Here is an 18699-nt window from a genome sequence, read left to right on the forward strand (position 1 = left end):
ACGCCGCTGCGCAGACACGGGACCGTGCGCAGGATAATGCGCCTTCCCGTCATGCGATCCCGCATCTGCGCAGCAGCACTGCGTGCCGCAGCGCGTGCGGGATGACACGCCCGGTCAGACCATCCCCACGCTCTTGAGCTGCTGATAGGCCTTCAGGATCTCCTGAAGCGTGCCCTCGCGCGAGCGGTCGCCGCCATTGGCGTCCGGGTGGAAGCGCTTCACCAGTTCCTTGTAACGCGCCTTGATCGCGGCCGAGTCGGCGGTGTCGTCGAGACCGAGCGTATCGAGCGCCTTGCGCGCGACAACGCCGACGCGCGATTCCGGCTGCGCCGCCTGCTGCTTGTTGCGCGCGCCGAACAGATTGAAGGCGTCGTGCATGTCGGCGCTGGCCTCGCCCTTCGCCGCGCGGCCGCGCTGCGACATCCGCGCCGCCTTCGAGTTGACGCCGAGCTTCCAGGTCGGCCGGTGGCCGATCTCTTCCTGTTTCTGGTAGGCGGCGAGCGCCTCGTCATCCATCCCGGCGAAATAGTTATAGGTCGCGTTGTAGGTCTTCACATGCTCCATGCAGAACAGGAAGAACTGGCCTTCGCGGCCGCGCCCCTTGGGCGCGCGGAATTCGCCGACGCGCGTGCAGCCGGGATGGTCGCAACGGGGCGCATCATTACCCTCGACCGCTTCCGCCTCGGAAGGGCCGATCCTGATGCGATCGAAAAGGCGCGAGTTGATGTTCATCGTCGAAGGGTTATGAGACGCAAGGTTCGGACCGGCAAGTGCGATGCAACACACCGCCGAACCGATAGGACAATCATCGCAACGGTGGCGCGATCATGACCGCAATCGCTGAAAGAATCACGCAAAAGCTGACCGAGGCCTTTGCGCCACAGGAGCTGAAGGTGATCGACGAATCGCACCAGCATCACGGCCATGGCGGCTGGCGCGAGGGCGGGGAGACTCATTTCCGCGTGGATATCGTGTCGGATGCCTTCGCCGGCAAGAGCCGGCTCGAGCGCCACCGCCTCATCAATGCGGCACTCGCGCAGGAGCTCGCGGACCGCGTCCACGCGCTGGCGATCGCGGCAAAGGCGCCAAACGAGGTTTGAGCGCGCAGCTCTATTCGGGTGCGATCAGTTCGACCGATGGAAAATAGCTGCGATAGCGCCGCGCATCACGCGTTAGCAGCGGGACCTCCGCCACAGCGGCATGCGCTCCGATGAAGAAATCCGGGAGAACGCTCGCCCGTGTGCCACCGGCCGCGCGATAGCGCCGGAAGGCCTTGCCGGCGACGAACAGCGCTTGCCGTGACATCGGATCGATTTCGACGCGGAAGTCGGCCAACATGGTATCGAACGTCACGATATCGTCGAAGCGAATGGAGAGCTCGGCATAAATCACCTCGGTGATGACAAGGCCTCCCCTGCTCATCGCCGCGCCCAGTTGTCCGGCCGACCATTTACCCCACTCCGGATCATTGGTGACGAGATCCAGAAAGACATTCGAGTCGACGAGCGTCGCCTTCAAGATTCTCCCCGGGTCATTTCCATGATCTCGTCGGTGCTCGGGCCCGGCCCGGCGATACCGCGCCATTTATCGAGAGGATTCTTTACGACCTCCGCGCCGACCTTCAGCAAGACGACCTTGCCATCCGGCTCCATCCGGAAATCGACCGCATTGCCGGGCTTGATGCCGAGCTTATCCCGCACGACCTTGGGGATCGTGACCTGCCCCTTGCTGGTGACAGTCGTCGCCATGGCCACCTCCGTATTACCGCCTGATCTAAAAGTAATACCTAGGCGGGCTCGCGACAAGAACCATCCGGCCCCGCCGGTCCGTCAGCCCTTCGGCCGCGCCGGCGCGAAAGCGTAGATCGCGACCGAGGCCAGCAGCAGGGCGGCGAAGGCCCAGTGCAGGTTGGCGAAGGTCGAGGCCGCATCGAACCCGGTCGCGCGCTGCTCGGCGATGAACCAGCCGGAAGCGGACTGCACAGCCGCGGCTCCGGCGATGAAGAGGAAGTTCACGAAGGTCATGCCGCGCCCGATCAGATGCTCCGGGAAGAACTGCCGGGCGTGTGCCATGAGGATCGCATAGGTGAAGCCCGCCGCGCCGATCAGCGAGAACAGCGCGATCGCCGTCAGATGCGAATTCTGGCCGCTCAAGGCCAGCAACACGAAGCCGAGCGCCGTCAGCAGCGTCCCCCACAGCACGATCGCCTTGGCCTGCCCGGTCCGGCTTTCCAGCCAACCATAGACGAAGGCACCGACGATCATCGCCACCGCCATGATCGTCGCAGCATGCCCGGCCCAGACGGCATCGAAGCCATGGACCTGCGTCATGAAGGGCGCGATCCACAGGCCGCGCACGGTTGCGACGATGGCGTAGCCGGTGATCGTCAGGGGCGCGAGCAGCCAGAGCGGTCGGATGGCGACGATGCTGGCTAGTCCTTGCAGCAACCCTTCATCCGGCGCCGCCGAGGCGGGACGCGGCGGCGGGTCGCGCACCAGCAACGCCGCCAGGATGGTCGCAGCCAGGAAGGCGGCGGCCATCGCCATCATCGCGCCGCGCCAGCCGAAATGCGCCGCCGCGATAGCCAGCGGCGCCGCCCCGGCGATATTGCCGAGCGAGCCCAGCGCGATGAACAGTGAAGTCAGCAGCCCGAAGCGCGCCGGCGCGGCAGTGCGGGCGAACAGGAAGAGCGATGACATGAAGATCGGCGAGCAGCCGATTCCGATCAGAGCCATGGCGACGCCGGCCGAAAGCGCCCCGCCGGCCTGCGCGAACAGGAAGGCACCGGCCGAGCCGATCGCCATCGCGACAGCCACCGTCCGGCGCGGGCCGACCCGATCGAGCCCCCATCCGACCGGGAACTGCGCCAATGCGAAGGCGATGAACCAGGCCGCGCCGAGCAGGCCGAAGGCAGCCGGGCCGATGCCGAGATCGGCCATCACCGGCCCGGCGATCACGCTGAGGAAGGAGCGGTAGAAGATCGAGAGGATGTAGGCCGGCAGAAGCGCGATGAAGACCGTCACGTCGGAGAACCCGCTTCTGCCGGAGATTTACAGGATCACTTGATCCGTTCGAGCACGGAGACGTAGTTGGCGACCGCGGCTCCGCCCATGTTGAAGATGCCGCCGAGACGCGGCTCGCTGAGCTGCATGCCCTCCGGCGCCTCGCCGGTGAGCTGCATTGCCGAGAGCACATGCATGGACACGCCGGTGGCGCCGATCGGATGGCCCTTCGCCTTGAGGCCGCCGGAGACGTTGACCGGCAGCCTGCCGTCCTTCTGCGTCCAGCCTTCCTTGATGGCGCGGGCGCCGTCGCCTTCCTTGGTCAGGCCCATCGCCTCGTATTCGATCAGCTCGGCGACGGTGAAGCAGTCATGGGTCTCGACGAAGGAGAGGTCTTCCAGCGTCACGCCGGCATCGGCGAGCGCCTTCTGCCAGGCGAGCGCGCCGCCCTCGAACTTCAGGATGTCGCGCTTCGACATCGGCAGGAAATCCTGCACATGGGCCATGCCGCGGAAGCCGACGGCGCGGCGCATCTCCAACGCGGTCGCCTCGTCGGCCAGCACGATGGCGGCGGCGCCGTCCGAGACCAGCGAGCAGTCCGTGCGCTTCAGCGGCCCGGCGACATAGGGGTTCTTCTCGCTCTCCTCGCGGCAGAAGGCGTAGCCGAGGTCCTTGCGCATCTGCGCATAGGGATTGTCGACGCCGTTCTTGTGGTTCTTGGCGGCGATCATGGCGAGCGCATCGGACTGGTCGCCATGGCGCTGGAAATAGGCGGCGGCGATCTGGCCGAAGACACCGGCGAAGCCGCCCTGGGTCTCGCCATCCTCGGGCAGGTAGGAGGCCTTGAGCAGGTTCTTGCCGATCTCGGCCGATGGCGTCTTGGTCATCTGCTCGACGCCGACGACGAGGACGACCTTGGCGGCGCCGGCCTTGATCGCCCGCACGCCCTGATGGACGGCCGCCGAGCCGGTGGCGCAGGCATTCTCGACGCGCGTGGTCGGCTTGAAGCGCAGGGCCGGATCGGCCTGGAGCACCAGCGAGGCGGTGAAATCCTGGGCGGAGAAGCCGGCATTGTAGTGGCCGAGCACGATCTCGTCGACCTGGTCGGCGGTGATGCCGGCATCGACCAGCGCGTCGGTCGCGACGCGCACGATCAGGCTTTCGACGGTTTCGGCATCCTGCTTGCCGAACGGCGTATGCGCCCAGCCGACGATTGCAGCGCTCATGACGGTTTCTCCCTTAATGTGCAGCTACACTATATCTTGGCAGCCTTGCTCCGCCCGGCAAGCCGGTATCCGCGCATGATGGCCGTGCGCGGATCGGCTGACGGGCTTTTGTTCAGCACTAGCCGGCCGCTCCGCTCATCGCAATGCCACCGAGAGCAACAGCCCGACCCCGCCGACGATCATCGCCATGCCGAGGATTTCGCGCTTGCTGGTGCCTTCGGAGAACAGGCGACGCGAGGCGATCTGCGCCAGCGGCACCTCGATCAGGGCGAGCGTGCGGACATTGGCGGCAGTGGTCAGCGAGAAGCCGATGAACCAGAACTGCGAAGCGGCGGCGCCGAGGAAGCCGGCCGAGAGCGAGCGCCGCCAGTTCCTGAGGCTCTGAATCAGCGCGTCGCGGTTGGCGGCGAGCAGATAGAGCGTCAGGATTGCGGTCTGCAGGCCGAGGCCAAGGACGAGGATGGTCGAGGCGCGGATCAGGAAGCCGCCTTCCGGCAGCGCCTGGATGCCGCCGCGGAAGCCGATGGCGGACAGGGCAAAGAAGGCTCCGGAGACGATGCCGAGCACGGCCGGGCGCATGCCCGCGCGGGTCAGCTTCTCGCCCGGCTTCCACGAGACCACGATCACGCCGGCCGTCGCGACCGCGATGGCGAGGAACTTCAGCGGGGTCAGCGCATCGCCCAGCAACGCGGCGCCGAACAGAGCGACCTGCACGGGCTCGGTCTTGGTATAGGCCGTCGTCACCGCGAAGGAGCGCTCGCGCATCGCCGCCAGCATGAGCGCCGTCGCCGCGATCTGGGTCAGCGCGCCCCAGAGCGTAAAGCCGAGGGACGCCATGCCGATGGCGGGCGGCAGGCGCTGCAGCCCGATGCAGGCCAGGAGCAGGAAGAGCGCGGCAAAAGGCAGGCCGAACAGGAAGCGCACCTGCGTGGCACCGACGACGCCGATGATGTCGGTGAGCGAGCGCTGCGCGAGGTTGCGTGCGGTCTGCAACAGCGAAGCGACGATGGTCGCAGGGATCCAGAGAAGACCGAAAGCCACGGTAACCCTTGGGAAAGCAAGACGGGCCTAGGCTTTTGAACCGGCCTGCGCGACTAGGCAAATCGCTCGGCTAGGGGTAGGTATGCGTTCATGGGCGGACAGATCTGCTCGCCGTCTCGAAATCGCCGCATGCATCGCGTTGAACCCTGCGCCGTCCTCGCCACCCGCCAAGACAGGTTCAAGACCGCCCGATGATCCTCTCACGCTGTGTTGCCGCCCTCGCCCTCACCTTCGCCGTGACGGGTCCCGCCCTCGCCGGTGCTAGTCTGGTCGTCGACGCGTCGACCGGCGAGGTGCTCTCCAGCGAGAACGCGACGCAGGCCTGGCGCCCGGCCTCCACGACCAAGATGATGACGATCTATCTCGCGCTGAAGGCAGTGCGGGAGGGGCGCATCGGCCTGGAGACGGCGATCCCGGCCTCGAAGCTGGCCGCGAGCCAGCCGCGCGTGAAGGTCTATATCCGGGCCGGGCAGGAGGTCACGCTCGACAACGCCCTGCGCATCATGATGGTGAAATCGGCCAACGACATCGCCTATGTCGTAGCCGAGGGCGTCGGCGGCGATGTCGGCACCTTCGTCGAGATGATGAACGCGGAGGCCCAGCGCTTGGGCATGCGCGACACCCGCTTCGTCAATCCCAATGGCTGGGACCATCCCGACCAGCAGAGCAGCGCGCATGACCTCGCCGTGCTCGCCATGGCGCTGATGCACGATTTCCCACAGTATTCGGACTACTGGAACACCTCGGCCGTCCAGCTCGGCAAGCAGGTGATGCACAACACCAACGGCCTGGTGGGGCGCTATTCCGGCATCGGCGGCATGAAGACCGGCTTCACCTGCGCCTCCGGCTTCAACGTCGTCGCCACCGCCAATCGCGGCGGCCGCACCCTGATCGCCGTGGTGCTCGGCTCGGTCTCCGGCGTTGAGCGAACCGTCAAGGCAGCCCAGATTCTCGACGAAAGCTTCGGCCGCTGGGGCGGCACGGGCTACAATGTCGCCTCGATGCCACCGAGCGGCACGCGGGCGCCGAACATCTGCGACGATGTCCGCCGTCGCGGCGGCGGCGTCGCACTGGCCGACGATGCCGATCTCTCCGGCCCGCTCTCGGCATCGGCAGCGGCGGCTGCCGGTAACGATTCCGACGGCGGCCGGTTCGGGACCTTCGCGACCCAGTCGGCCGGCGCGGTCGCGACACGCTCGCCGCGCGGGCGCGTCATCCTCGGCCAGCGGGCGCAGGTCGTGCCGATCCAGGTTTCCTTCGGGCGCACCGCCGGCTCCGCCTCTGCTCCGCTCGCGGCCAATGTCACGGCGCAGCCGGACTCGCGCGTCGCGCGCGGCACCGCCCCGACGATCGAGCCGGGCGCTCCGATCGCCGCCGGGCTCGCTGCCACTCCGACCCGGCGTACCGCATCGAGCAATGGCGCGATCCCGCGCGGCACCACGGCCTTCGCGCCGGCAGATACCCCGGTCCAGCCCTCCACCGACGCGTTCGAGAGCGGCCCGCTGCGGCTCCAGGGCGCGGTCCAGCGGGGCGCCGCGAATGCAGCGAGCCTGCGGCCGGGCGCAGCCGCCGGCATCAAGGCGGCACCCCGCAACGCCAAGGCGCAGGCGGCCAAGACGCAGCCTGCCAAGGTTCCGGCCGCAAAGCCCCAGCCCGGCAAGACGCCCGCAGCCTCGATCCCGCAGCCCAAGCCGCGGCCATCGCAGGCCGCCGTGAAGCCGCCGGCCGAGAAGCCCGCCGCGAAGGCGAAAGCCAAGCCCGCCAGCGACGCCTGAGGCCTGATTGGACACAAGGCCGGCGAGCGAACGTAACGGGTTGCTGCTGGCCTTCGCCTCGGCCGCGGCCTTCGGCACCAATATCGTCAGCGCGCAGATCGCCGGACAGGCCGGCCTCAGCGGCCCCCTGCTCGTCTTCTATCGCGTGCTGCTGATGCTGGTCCTCGTCGGCGGCACGGCGCTGGTCTGGCGGGGCTCGCTCAGGCTCGCACGCAGCGAAAGGCAGCCGGTCCTGCTGTTCGGCTTCGCCACGGCGCTCGTCGGCATCGCCTATCTCTCCTCGGTCAGCTTCGTGCCCGTCTCGGTCGCGGCCGTGGTGTTCTACACCTTCCCGATCCTCATCGTGCTGGCCGAGCCTCTCCTCACCTCCGCGCCGTTCCGGGCCGACAGGCTCGCCGTTGCGCTCGTCGCCTTCCTCGGTGTCGCCCTGGTCGTCGGGCCCGACCTGCACGGGCTCGATCCGCGCGGGCTTGCCCTCGCCTTCCTCGCCAGCCTCAGCGCGACCGCGCAGTTCTTCGCCGCCGCCCGCTGCGCGCAGGTCGCGACGCTGCCGAAACTGTTCTGGTCGCATGTCGTCATCCTGCCGGTGACGCTGGCGATCCTGGCAATCACCGGCGGCCTGCTTCCGCCGCAGACCTTCCTGCTCGCGCCGATCGCCATCGCCATCACCTATGGCGGCTACATCATCGGCTTCGTCCTGCAGATCCTCGCCCTTGCACGGATCGCCCCGGGCCCGGCCGGCCTCGCCTTCTGCGCCGAGCCGGTCTTCGCCGTGGCCATCGCGGCCATCGTCCTGGCCGAGCGGCTGGGGCCATTGCAGTATGGCGGCGGCGCCCTTGTCATCGTGGCGCTGGTCACTAATGTAATATTAGAACATTCAAGGCGGAGCGTCGTGCCCGCCTGAAGGCCGCATCGCTCTTGCGTCACGGGACGCATGATGGCGATCCAACCTTTGACCATGCATCGGACCGGACGACAGACCATGACCGGCACCCCCGCCCGCCCCGCCCCCGTTCCGCTGATGCTGCTCACCGGCTTCCTCGGCGCCGGCAAGACGACGCTGCTCAACCGGCTCCTGAAGGACCCGGCGCTCGCCGACACGGTCGTGCTCGTCAACGAGTTCGGCGCGGTCGGGCTCGACCATCTGATGGTCGAGGGCGTCGAGGAGAACATGATCCTCCTCGAATCCGGCTGCCTGTGCTGCACCATCCGCGACGACCTCATCGTGACGCTAGAGGACCTGCTGCGCCGCCGCGACAATGGCCGCATCGGAGCCTTCAGCCGTGTCGTCATCGAGACGACCGGGCTCGCCGATCCCGCACCGATCCTCAACGTGCTGATCAACCACCCCTATCTCGCCATGCGCTTCCGGCTGGACGGCGTCGCCACGCTCGTCGATGCGGTCAACGGCATGGCGACGCTCGACGAGCATGAGGAGGCGCGCCGGCAGGTCGTCGCCGCCGACCGCCTCGTCCTGACCAAGACCGATATCGCGACGCCGGCCGAGGCCGATGCGCTGCGCAGGCGTCTGGGCGCGCTGAACCCGGGCGTCGAGATCCTGCTCCCCGACGCGCCCGCGAGCGACCTCGTCGGCGCGAGCCTCTACGATCTGGCGCGGCGGCCGGCGGCTCTGCGACGCTGGCTGGCGGAAACGACGGTATCCGGGCACGACCATCACCATCACGGCCACGACCATCATGGCCACGATCACGGTCATGACCACCATCATCACCACGGGCAGGACCCGCATGACGTCAACCGTCACGACGAGGCGATCCGCGCCTTCGCCCTGACGGCCGACCGTCCCGTCGCGCAAAGCACCTTCGATCTGTTCTGGACGCTGCTGCGCTCGATCCACGGACCGCGGCTGCTGCGGCTCAAGGGTCTCGTCGATCTCGCCGAGCAGCCGGGCCGTCCGCTGCTCGTCCATGCCGTGCAGCAGATCCTGCACCCGCCCATCCAGCTCGAAGGCTGGCCCGATGCCGACCGGCGTTCGCGCCTCGTCCTCATCGTCAAGGATATCGAGGAGGAGACCGTGCAGCGCCTCTGGTCCGCCTTCCTCGGCCAGCAGGCGGAGCAAGCCGAAACGGCGCATCACCACTGAGAACGCCGCGGCGCGCTTCTTGAACCTGTTCCCTCGCGCGGCGAGGCACATGCCTGTTTCTCGCCAATCCGGCACAGCCATGCGCCGGAACGATGCATCGGGAGCAGGATCGGATGAGCGAGATCATGGCCTTGGCGGGCACGGGCGCCGCCATGTCCACCACGGCATCGAGCCCGCCTCGACTGCATCCCGGCACGGCGGTCCATTGCGAGATCCGCCCGCTCGGCTCCTGTGCCGACATCATCGGGGAATGGGCCGATCTCGCCACCCGCGCCATCGAGCCCAACCCTTTTCTCGATCCGGGATTTGCACTGGCGGCGGCACAGCATCTCGTCTCGTTCCGCGATGTCGCGCTCATGCTTCTCTGGCAGGGCGGACCCGGAGGCCAGCCGCGCCGGCTCATCGGCCTCGCGCCCTTTCGCAGGCGCCAGCGTCTGTTCGCGGCCGAGGCCCTCGACGAATTCGCCGATCCGCGCCTGCTCAACGGCACGCCGCTGATCGACGCCACCTTCGTGGCGCCGGCGCTGTCGGCGCTGCTGCGTGCCTGGCGCGGTGAGGCGGGGCCGACGGCCGGATTGACCTTCCACGCGATCGACCCGGGCGGCCCGTTCGCCGCGGCGCTCACGGGCCTCGCCCGCAGGCACGGCTTCTTGGCGGATTGGCACAGCCTTGGCCGGCCGGACGCGCAGTTTACGGCCCCGACCAACCTCCGAGAAGCCCGGGCCGCGTTCGAGGCGCATGGAACGCTGCGTCTGGAAGAGCCCTCGACGCTCGCCGGCCGGCGCGACGCCGCCGAGATCCTGCTCGCGCTCGAAGCCTCGGGCCGGCGTGGGCGGACCGGCAGCGCGACCCTGCAGGACATTCGCGAGGCCGCCTTCCTGCGCAGCATGAGCCGCAGCCTCAGCCGCCAGAAGCTCTGCCGGATCGCGCTGCTGATGCTGGATGAAATACCGATCGCGGCAGCGCTGACGATCGGCCGGTCTCCGGCGAGCTGGCTCTATCTGGCCGCCGACGAGGACGAGTTGGCTCGGGCGCGGCCGCTGGCCCTGCTCCTGGCGATGATGCGCAAGACAGCCCCGTCGCGGCAAATCCGGCTCGCTGGCGGCCTGCCGGTTTTCGGAGCCAAAAGCGACGGCTTCGCGACGCTGCGCCTCAGCCATCGGCGCGCCGGCACCCCGGCCGATCTGGCGGCCCGCATCAGCAGGCGGGTCGGCCAGTCGCTGTTCAGGCCTCGGCCCGCAATACACGGCGGATGATCTTGCCGGTCGTCGTCATCGGCAGTTCGCCGAGGAAGGCGATCTCGCGCGGATATTCATGGGCCGACAAGCGGGCGCGCACGAAGTTCTGAAGCTCCGAGACCAGGGCCGGCGACCCGCCCTGCCCAGGCTTCAGCACGACGAAGGCCTTGACGATCTCGGTGCGCAGCGCGTCGGGCTTGCCGACCACCGCCGCCAGCGCGACCGCCGGGTGCCTCAGCAGGCAATCCTCGATCTCGCCTGGCCCGATCCGATAGCCCGACGAGGTGATGACATCGTCGTCGCGGCCGATGAAGCGGACATAGCCGTCCTCATCCTGGACGCCCTCGTCACCGGTGATCATCCAGTCGCCGATGAACTTCGCCGCCGTGGCCTCGGGGTTGCGCCAGTATTCGAGGAACATCACCGGGTCGGGCCGGCGCACCGCGATCTGTCCCTCCTCGCCGGGAGTGCAGACGATGCCGTCTGGCCGGATGATCGCGACCTCGTGGCCGGGGACGGCCTTGCCGATCGAGCCCGGCCGGCTCACGCCGATGGCGGCGCTCGATGCGAGCACGAGATTGCATTCGGTCTGGCCATAGGCCTCGTTGATCGTCAGGCCCAGCGCTTCCCGCCCCCAGGCCAGCGTCTCGGCACCGAGGGCCTCGCCGGCCGCCGCGACCGTGCGGAGATGCAGCTGGTAACGCCCGCGCGGATTGCCGGCGCCGCGCAGCATCCTGAGCGCGGTCGGCGGCACGAAGGCGTTGCGGATGCCGAGATCCTGGATCAGGCGATAGGCCTCCTCCGGCTCGAAACGCGTCACCGGCCGCGCGACCACGGCGACACCGAAATGCAGCGCCGGCAGCAGCATGTTGAGCAATCCGCCGGCCCAGGCCCAGTCGGCCGGCGTCCAGGCGAGGTCGCCCGGGCGCGGCATGAACTCGTGCGGCATCTGCACGCCCGGCAGATGGCCGGGCAGGACGCGGTGACCATGCAGCGCGCCCTTCGGATTGCCCGTCGTGCCGGAGGTATAGATCATCAGTGCCGGGTCGTCCGGCGTCGTCTCGGCGGGCACGAAATCCGGGCTGCCTTCGGCAAGCAGCGCGTCCCAGCCTTCCGCGCGCCCATCCGCTCCGTCGGTGGAGATCAGCAGAGAGAGTTCCGGCAGGGGCTGCGCGATCTGGCTGAGCTTCGCGAGACCTCCATCATTGGTCACGACGACCTTCGCGCCGGAATCCTCCAGCCTATAGGCCAGCGCATCGACGCCGAACAGCGCCGCCAGCGGCACCGCGATGGCACCGAGCTTGTAGGCGGCGAGATGCGCCGCCAGGACCGCCCGGCCCTGCGGCAGCAGGATCGCGACGCGGTCTCCACGGCCGACGCCGCGTGCGCGCAGGGCGCTGGCGAGCCGGTTCGAATGCTCGCGGAACCAGCCGAAGCTGACCGGCGTCACCAGCCAATCCTGCGAGACCTCGATGATCGCCGGACGCTCGGGCTCGCTTGCCGCCCAGCGGTCGCAGACGTCGACGGCGATGTTGTAGCGATCCGGAATGCGCCAGCGGAAAGCGTCGCGCAGCGCGGCATAGTCGGACAGGTCTGGCAATTTCAAGATGTGGGTCCAGCGGGAGGCGCGGCACGATAGGCAGGCGGCTCCCGGCTGTCACCCCGCCGCGCGCGCAAGTTTTCCGTGCGTCAGGATGCGCTCAGAACATGCGTTCGCCCGGCGGCGGCAGGAAGGCGTCGGAGAAGGCATCGCCCGCCCGTGCCTTGTCGCGGAAGCTCCCTGCCAGCGCGAGCTGGTCCAGCGCCCGCGACCAGCGCTCCCGGTCGATGCCGCCGAGGCCGTGGACGCGCACATAAGGCGTCAGCACGTTCTGCGCGATGACCATGGCGAGCTTCTCGCGCTCGATCTCCGGCTGTGCATCCTCATTGCGGCGCAGGACCAATTGCCCGCCCAGGGCCGGATTGACCACGGCATCGCGGAAGCCGCGGGTGACGGCGCGTACGAGGCCGCGCACGGCATCGGGCTTCTCCGCCGCGAGCTTGCCCGCGACGATGACGGCGCTGCCATAGGCCAGGAGGCCGTGATCGGCCATCTCCATCAGGATGATGTCGTCGACCGGCACGCCGCGCGCCTTGAGGCCGACATAGGAGGAGGGCCCGAAGCCGAGGGCGGCGTCGAGCTCGCCGGAGGCCAGCATCGGCTCCCGCACGGGGTAGCCCACGGTTTCCAGCCTGATCTTGCTGTCGTCGATCTTGTTGAGGTTCTTGAAGACCGGCCATTGCGCCAGCGCGGCATCGCCGCTGGCAGCACCGATCTTGCGCCCCTCCAGGCTGGGCGGCTCTGCGGTCAGACCGCGGCTCTTGCGGCCGACGATCGCGAAGCCCGGCCGGTCGTGGACGATCATCACCGCCTTGAGATCGGCACTGGGGCTCTCGTCGCGGAAGCGGATGAGCGCATTGACGTCGCCGAAACCGGCGTCCTGCGCACCTGTCGCCAGGCGCTGCAGCATGGCGCGAGAGCCCGTGCCCGGCTCGATCGTGACGTCGAGCCCCTCGGCACCGAAATAGCCCTTCTCCTGCGCGATCAGAAACGGCGCCGACGGCCCATCGAAGCGCCCGTCCAGGGCAAAGCGGATCGCCGCATTGCCTTGCGCTCCGGCCATGCCGCCGCTTGTCGCGGCGATCGCGGCCCCCATCGCCAGCCGCCCGAGCGCACGGCGCGACAGGTCAGTGGACGGACGGGACGGAGCGATCGGCATGGCAGGCCTCTGAGTGCCCTGCGGGCATCGGCACGGCATATCCGTGCCATCCACGCTTCTTGACACCATAAGATGTTGAAATGGCGTCAACGCGGCGGCATTTGCGTCACAATGGCAGGGCACCGTCCGTCTTGACCTCCTCCATCACCGCATAGGTCCGGGTCTCGCGCACGGCCGGGAGCGCCAGCAGCACCTCTCCGAGGAAGCGGCGATAGGCATTCATGTCGGCGACGCGCGTCTTGACCAGATAGTCGAAGCCACCAGCCACCATATGGCATTCCAGCACCTCGGGCGCCCGCTTCACCGCCGCGGCGAAGCGCTCGAAGGCGTCCGGTGTCGTCTTGTCGAGATAGACTTCGACGAAGACGAGGAGGTTTAATCCGAGCTTCATCGGATCGAGCGTGGCGCGATAGCCGRTGATGTAGCCGTCGCGCGTCAGCCGCTTCAGCCGCTCGCCCGTGGCGGTCGGCGAAAGCCCGACCTTCTCGGCCAGCTCGACGCCCGCGATGCGGCCGTCGCCCTGGAGCAACGCGAGGATACGGCGATCGGTCCTGTCGAGCATGATGAAACTCTATGGAATTGCCATTCTGTAGAGATTGATACGGGAATGGCGTTGTAAACGCCAATTGATATGCGGGATATCATCCCTCATCCTTCAGATAATCCAGTCTGACAGATCCGGAGCCCTTCATGGCCGCCTCTGCCCCGCGTTTCGCCGTGCCGTCTTTCCGCGTCCCCTTCGCCGAGGATGACGGTGCCATCGCTGGCCGACTGCTCGCCTCCGCTCGCCGCGATCCCGCGGCCAAGGCGCGGATCGATGCGCGCGCGACGGGGCTGATCGAGGCGATCCGCACCCGCAAGGTCGGCCTGGGCGGCATCGAGGAATTGCTGCGCGAATACTCGCTCTCCACCAAGGAGGGTCTCGCCCTCATGGTGCTGGCCGAGGCGCTGCTGCGTGTGCCCGATTCTGTCACCGCCGATCGCCTCATCGAGGACAAGCTCGGCCAGGGCGATTTCGCCAACCATGAATCGAAGTCGGACGCCTTCCTCGTCTCGGCCTCGGCCTGGGCGCTCGGTATCACCGCGCGCGTCATCCAGCCGGGCGAGACCCCGACGGGCATCGTCAGCAGCCTCGCCAAGCGCCTGGGCGTGCCGACGGTACGCACCGCCACGCGCCAGGCGATGCGCGTCATGGGCAACCATTTCGTGCTCGGCCAGACGATCGAGGAAGCGCTGAAGCGCGCCGGCTCGGGCACCGGCAAGCTCTATCGCTATTCCTTCGACATGCTCGGCGAGGGCGCGCGCACGCAGGCCGATGCCGACCGCTATTTCGGTTCCTACGCCGCCGCGATCGACGCGATCGGCCGCTCGGCTGGCAACGACAAGCTGCCGAACCGGCCGGGCATCTCGGTCAAGCTCTCGGCGCTGCATCCTCGCTACGAGGCGACGAGCCATGAGCGCGTACTGACCGAGCTGGTGCCGAAGGTGATCGAGCTCGCCCGCCAGGCCAAGGGCTACGACCTCAACTTCACCATCGATGCCGAGGAGGCCGACCGGCTCGAGCTTTCGCTCGACGTGATCGATGCAATCTTCGCCGATCCCTCGCTCGACGGCTGGGACGGTTTCGGCCTCGCGATCCAGGCCTATCAGAAGCGCGCCTCGGCCGTGATCGACCATATCGGCCGGCTGGCCGAGGCCTATGACCGGCGCATGATGGTCCGCCTGGTCAAGGGCGCCTATTGGGACACCGAGCTGAAGCGCGCCCAGGAGCGCGGCCTGCCCGATTATCCGGTCTTCAGCCGCAAGGCGATGACGGATCTGAATTACGAGGCCTGTGCCGCGCAGCTGCTCCAGCTCCGGCCGCGCATCATCCCGCAATTCGCCACGCACAACGCACTCACCGTCGCGGCTGTCGCGGAAATGGCGGGCAACACCGAAAACTTCGAGTTCCAGCGCCTGCATGGCATGGGCGAGGCGCTCTACGAGAAGCTACTGCGCGAGAGCGAGGGCTATGCCTGCCGCACCTATGCCCCCGTCGGCGGGCATCAGGACCTGCTCGCCTATCTCGTCCGTCGCCTGCTCGAGAACGGCGCCAACTCCTCCTTCGTCAGCGCCTCCGGCGACCCGGACGTGCCGGTCTCGCAGCTCCTGCTGGCGCCCGCCGACATCATCGGCACGCCGAGCGCCGCGCGTCACCGCCGCATTCCGCTCCCGGCCGATCTCTACGGACCCTCGCGCAAGAACTCGGCCGGCACCGAGCTCGGCCATGAAGAGAGCCTGGACGCCCTGGTGAAGGAGATCGCGGCGGCGAAGAGCTTCCCCGATGCCGCGCCGATCATCGACGGCAAGCGGCAGCCCGGCGCGGTACGCGACGTACGCTCGCCGATCGACAACAAGCCGATCGGCAAGGTGACGGAAGCCGACGCGGCGACGGCCGAACGAGCTCTCGTCGCCGCGAAGGCCGGCTTCCCCGCCTGGAACGCCACCCCCGCCCGCATCCGTGCCGCAGCTCTGCGCAACGCCGCCGATCTGCTGGAGGCCCGCCGCGGCCTGCTGATCGCGCTCTTGCAGGCGGAAGCCGGCAAGACCATCGACGACGCCATCTCCGAGATTCGCGAGACCGTCGATTTCTGCCGCTATTACGCTGCCGAGGCCGAGACCCATTTCGCCGCCCCGACGGCCCTGCCCGGCCCGACCGGCGAGGAGAACCGGCTGATCCTGCGCGGTCGTGGCCCCTTCATCTGCATCGCGCCCTGGAACTTCCCGCTCGCGATCTTCACCGGCCAGGTCGTCGCCGCGCTGGTCGCCGGCAACAGCGTCGTCGCCAAGCCGGCGCCGCAGACGCCGCTGATCGCGGCCGTCGCCATCCGCATCCTGCACGAGGCCGGCATTCCCGCGAGCGCGCTGCATCTCGTGCCCGGCGGAACCGAGGCCGGCGCGGCGCTGGTCGCGCATAAGGACGTGGCCGGCGTCGCCTTCACCGGCTCGACCGCGACGGCGCGCGGCATCAACCGGGCGCTCGCCGCCAAGGACGGGCCGATCGTGCCGCTGATCGCCGAGACCGGCGGCCTCAACGCCATGATCGTCGACGCCACCGCCCTGCCCGAACAGGTCGCGGACGATGTCGTGATGTCGGCCTTCCGCTCGGCCGGGCAGCGCTGCTCGGCGTTGCGCCTGCTGGTCGTGCAGGAGGATGTCGCCGACAAGATGATCGAGATGATCGAAGGCGCGACCAAGGAGCTGAAGCTCGGCGACCCCCGCAAGGTCGACACCCATATCGGCCCGGTGATCGACGCCGCCGCCAAGCAGCGCCTCGACGGCCATGTCGCCGCCATGCGCCAGCAGGGCCGCGTCGCCTGGGCCGGCCAGGCGCCCGATCTCGGCGGCACCTATGTCGCGCCGCATGTGATCAGGCTCGACCGCGTCGGCGACCTGACCGCCGAGCATTTTGGCCCGATACTGCATGTCGTGCGCTGGAAGGCTGGCGAACTCGACAAGGTGATCGGTCAGATCGACGAGACCGGCTACGGGCTGACGCTCGGCGTGCATTCCCGCATCGAGACGACGGTGGAGCGGGTGACGCAGCGCCTCTCGACCGGCAATATCTACGTCAACCGCAACATCATCGGCGCCGTGGTCGGCGTGCAGCCCTTCGGCGGCCACGGCCTGTCGGGCACTGGCCCGAAGGCCGGCGGCCCGCATTACCTGATGCGCTTCGCCACCGAACAGACCGTGACGATCAACACCGCTGCAGCAGGCGGCAATGCCAGCCTGATCGCGATGGGCGAGTGAAGCGACAACGCCTGCAGGTTATGGCGAGCAGTGACAATTCGCCACGGTCATTCCGGGGCAAGCGCGAAGCGCTTGGGCCCGGAACCCAGAACCGATGCGATCACCGGATAGGGCTCTGATCCTGTCACCTTCCGACGAAGGGCTCGGTTCTGGGTTCCGGGCTCGCCCCTGCGGGGCGCCCCGGAATGACCGCGCCATTCTTCCCGGTTCACGCCGCGCGGTAGCGCGACAGCCAGTGGGCATAGGGCGCCGGCAGGGTCTTCCACGCCGCGTCCTCGACGCCGAGCGCCTTTGCCGCCGCATAGGGCCAGTGCGGGTCGGCCAGTAGCGGACGGCCGAGCGTGACCAGATCGACCTTGCCCTCGCGCACCAGTGCGTCCGCCTGTTCGGGCTGGCTGATGTACCAGCTCGTCGAGGCCGGCAGGCCGCTCTCGCGCCGCACCCGCTCGGCGACGGGCGCCAGGAAGGCCGGCCCCCACGGGATCTTGGCCTCGTTGGTCGAGAAGCCGACGCTGACATCGATGAAATCGAGCCCCTCGGCCTTGAGGCGCTTCACCAACTCGATCGCCTCGGCCAGCGTCTCCTCGTCCTGCCCGTCATACTCGATGACGCCGAGCCGGGCCGAGAGCGGGCGATCCTCCGGCCAGACCTTGCGGACGGCCACGAGCGTCTCGATCAGGAAGCGGGCGCGGTTCTCGAAGCTGCCGCCATAGGCGTCGTCGCGCTTGTTGGCGTGGCGCGACAGGAAGCTCTGCGCCAGATAGCCATGGGCGAAGTGCAGCTTCAGCCACTGGATGCCGATGTCGCGGGCGCGCTCCGCCGCCGCAACGAAATCGCCGCGCACGCGCTCGATATCGGCTGACGTCATCGCCCGCGGCACCCGCCCGAGGCCGCCGCCCTGAGCGACGGCGGAAGGCGCGATCGTCTCCCAGCCGCGCGGATCGCCCGCCGGGATATGGTCGTCGCCTTCCCAGGGAAGATTGGCGCTGGCCTTGCGGCCGGCATGGCCGATCTGGATGCCGGCGACCGCACCGGCCTTGTGCATCTCCGCGACGATGGGCTCCAGCGCTTCGGCCTGCTTATCGTTCCACAGGCCGAGGCAGCCGGGCGTGATCCGCCCTTCCGGCGAGACGCCAGTCGCCTCGATGACGACGAGGCCGGCGCCGCCGCGCGCCAGCCCGGCGAGATGGGCGCGGTGCCAGTCGTTGGCGACGCCGTCCTGCGCCGAATACTGGCACATCGGCGAGGTGACGATGCGATTGCGAAGGGTGATGGTCTTCAGGCTGAAGGGGTCGAACAGACCGGGCATTGGAGCGGCTCCGCGCTACGGGAAATTGGCGACAGGATCTTATTATTCGACAGTTCGATATTTTTCGAAGTTTGGCAACATCAAAACTCTGTGATAGCTTCCCCCGATGCGACAGACCCGCCTGCCCGCTCTGGAAGACATCGCGCTCGAGGACGTCTTTCACGCCTTGAGCGATCCGATCCGTCTGGAGATCGTCCGGCGTCTGGCCGTCGAGGGCGAGGCGAGCTGCCAGGCCCTCGACTGCGACCGGCCGAAATCCAGCGTCTCCCATCATTTCCGCGTCCTGCGCGAAGCCGGGCTGATTCGGACGCGCAGCGAAGGCGCGTCACGGATGAACGCGCTGCGCCGCGAGGACATCGAACGCCGTTTCCCCGGGCTGCTGTCCTGCGTTCTCTCCGCCCCCAGCGCCTGAAGACTCTCGCTTGCCGGCGCTGACCGCACCAAGTGACATCG

17 protein-coding genes are annotated in these 18699 nt (G+C 68.3%); 7 read left to right on the forward strand and 10 right to left on the reverse strand.

Annotated features, from left to right (window positions below; translation table 11 throughout):
- Window positions 1-114 precede the first annotated feature (114 nt).
- Window positions 115-732 carry a J domain-containing protein gene (locus AC1DVA_RS05580; protein ID WP_265051455.1) on the reverse strand — a complete coding sequence of 206 codons (618 nt, stop codon included), beginning with the start codon at window positions 730-732 and terminating at the stop codon, window positions 115-117.
- A 95-nt stretch (window positions 733-827) separates the two neighbouring features.
- Here AC1DVA_RS05580 and AC1DVA_RS05585 point away from each other — a divergent pair, with 95 nt between their 5' ends.
- Window positions 828-1100: a BolA family protein gene (locus AC1DVA_RS05585; RefSeq protein ID WP_476805275.1), complete on the forward strand. Its 273-nt coding sequence runs from the start codon at window positions 828-830 to the stop codon at window positions 1098-1100.
- 10 nt (window positions 1101-1110) lie between these two features.
- Here AC1DVA_RS05585 and AC1DVA_RS05590 read toward each other — a convergent pair whose 3' ends face one another.
- The 5 genes from AC1DVA_RS05590 to AC1DVA_RS05610 all read right to left on the reverse strand — a co-directional run bounded on the left by AC1DVA_RS05590 (window position 1111) and on the right by AC1DVA_RS05610 (window position 5269).
- Window positions 1111-1518 carry a type II toxin-antitoxin system VapC family toxin gene (locus tag AC1DVA_RS05590; RefSeq protein ID WP_476805276.1) on the reverse strand — a complete coding sequence of 136 codons (408 nt, stop codon included), beginning with the start codon at window positions 1516-1518 and terminating at the stop codon, window positions 1111-1113.
- The gene (locus tag AC1DVA_RS05595) at window positions 1515-1748 is read right to left on the reverse strand and encodes an AbrB/MazE/SpoVT family DNA-binding domain-containing protein (RefSeq protein WP_476805277.1); all 234 of its coding nucleotides are present in this window, start codon (window positions 1746-1748) and stop codon (window positions 1515-1517) included. The genes AC1DVA_RS05590 and AC1DVA_RS05595 overlap by 4 nt, the downstream gene beginning before the upstream one ends.
- Window positions 1749-1829: 81 nt before the next feature.
- Window positions 1830-3023, reverse strand: coding sequence for an MFS transporter (locus AC1DVA_RS05600; RefSeq protein WP_265051451.1), 1194 nt, complete (start codon window positions 3021-3023; stop codon window positions 1830-1832).
- 35 nt (window positions 3024-3058) lie between these two features.
- A complete protein-coding gene (locus tag AC1DVA_RS05605; protein WP_476805278.1) occupies window positions 3059-4228 on the reverse strand; it encodes an acetyl-CoA acetyltransferase in 1170 nt (389 codons plus the stop codon).
- A 135-nt stretch (window positions 4229-4363) separates the two neighbouring features.
- Window positions 4364-5269 (reverse strand): EamA family transporter, encoded by a 906-nt coding sequence (locus tag AC1DVA_RS05610; RefSeq protein WP_476805279.1) that lies wholly within the window; start codon window positions 5267-5269, stop codon window positions 4364-4366.
- A 191-nt stretch (window positions 5270-5460) separates the two neighbouring features.
- On the opposite strand from AC1DVA_RS05610, the gene AC1DVA_RS05615 reads away from it, so the two are divergent.
- The 4 genes from AC1DVA_RS05615 (at window position 5461) to AC1DVA_RS05630 (ending at window position 10404) form a co-directional block, all read left to right on the forward strand.
- Window positions 5461-7044: a D-alanyl-D-alanine carboxypeptidase family protein gene (locus AC1DVA_RS05615; RefSeq protein WP_476805280.1), complete on the forward strand. Its 1584-nt coding sequence runs from the start codon at window positions 5461-5463 to the stop codon at window positions 7042-7044.
- 7 nt (window positions 7045-7051) lie between these two features.
- On the forward strand, window positions 7052-7948 hold the full coding sequence (locus tag AC1DVA_RS05620; protein ID WP_476805281.1) for a DMT family transporter: 897 nt from the start codon (window positions 7052-7054) through the stop codon (window positions 7946-7948).
- Window positions 7949-8026: 78 nt separating this feature from the next.
- On the forward strand, window positions 8027-9148 hold the full coding sequence (locus tag AC1DVA_RS05625; protein ID WP_265051446.1) for a CobW family GTP-binding protein: 1122 nt from the start codon (window positions 8027-8029) through the stop codon (window positions 9146-9148).
- Between the two features lie 113 nt (window positions 9149-9261).
- Window positions 9262-10404, forward strand: coding sequence for a GNAT family N-acetyltransferase (locus tag AC1DVA_RS05630; protein ID WP_265051445.1), 1143 nt, complete (start codon window positions 9262-9264; stop codon window positions 10402-10404).
- On the opposite strand, the gene AC1DVA_RS05635 is transcribed toward AC1DVA_RS05630, so the two are convergent.
- The 3 genes from AC1DVA_RS05635 to AC1DVA_RS05645 all read right to left on the reverse strand — a co-directional run bounded on the left by AC1DVA_RS05635 (window position 10373) and on the right by AC1DVA_RS05645 (window position 13710).
- Window positions 10373-11986 (reverse strand): AMP-binding protein, encoded by a 1614-nt coding sequence (locus AC1DVA_RS05635; protein ID WP_476805294.1) that lies wholly within the window; start codon window positions 11984-11986, stop codon window positions 10373-10375. The two genes, AC1DVA_RS05630 and AC1DVA_RS05635, sit on opposite strands and share 32 nt — an antisense overlap.
- Window positions 11987-12086: 100 nt before the next feature.
- On the reverse strand, window positions 12087-13145 hold the full coding sequence (locus tag AC1DVA_RS05640) for an ABC transporter substrate-binding protein (protein ID WP_476805282.1): 1059 nt from the start codon (window positions 13143-13145) through the stop codon (window positions 12087-12089).
- A 106-nt stretch (window positions 13146-13251) separates the two neighbouring features.
- Window positions 13252-13710, reverse strand: a complete 459-nt coding sequence (locus tag AC1DVA_RS05645; RefSeq protein WP_476805295.1) for an Lrp/AsnC ligand binding domain-containing protein — start codon at window positions 13708-13710, stop codon at window positions 13252-13254.
- Window positions 13711-13835: 125 nt separating this feature from the next.
- Between AC1DVA_RS05645 and putA the strand changes: the two genes are divergently transcribed.
- Window positions 13836-16937 carry a bifunctional proline dehydrogenase/L-glutamate gamma-semialdehyde dehydrogenase PutA gene (gene putA / locus AC1DVA_RS05650; RefSeq protein ID WP_476805283.1) on the forward strand — a complete coding sequence of 1034 codons (3102 nt, stop codon included), beginning with the start codon at window positions 13836-13838 and terminating at the stop codon, window positions 16935-16937.
- A 208-nt stretch (window positions 16938-17145) separates the two neighbouring features.
- Here putA and AC1DVA_RS05655 read toward each other — a convergent pair whose 3' ends face one another.
- Window positions 17146-18246: an NADH:flavin oxidoreductase/NADH oxidase gene (locus tag AC1DVA_RS05655; protein WP_265051440.1), complete on the reverse strand. Its 1101-nt coding sequence runs from the start codon at window positions 18244-18246 to the stop codon at window positions 17146-17148.
- Between the two features lie 106 nt (window positions 18247-18352).
- On the opposite strand from AC1DVA_RS05655, the gene AC1DVA_RS05660 reads away from it, so the two are divergent.
- Window positions 18353-18658 carry an ArsR/SmtB family transcription factor gene (locus AC1DVA_RS05660; protein ID WP_265051439.1) on the forward strand — a complete coding sequence of 102 codons (306 nt, stop codon included), beginning with the start codon at window positions 18353-18355 and terminating at the stop codon, window positions 18656-18658.
- Window positions 18659-18699 lie beyond the last annotated feature (41 nt).

It is taken from the genome of Allobosea sp. P4_C6, from assembly GCF_056402015.1.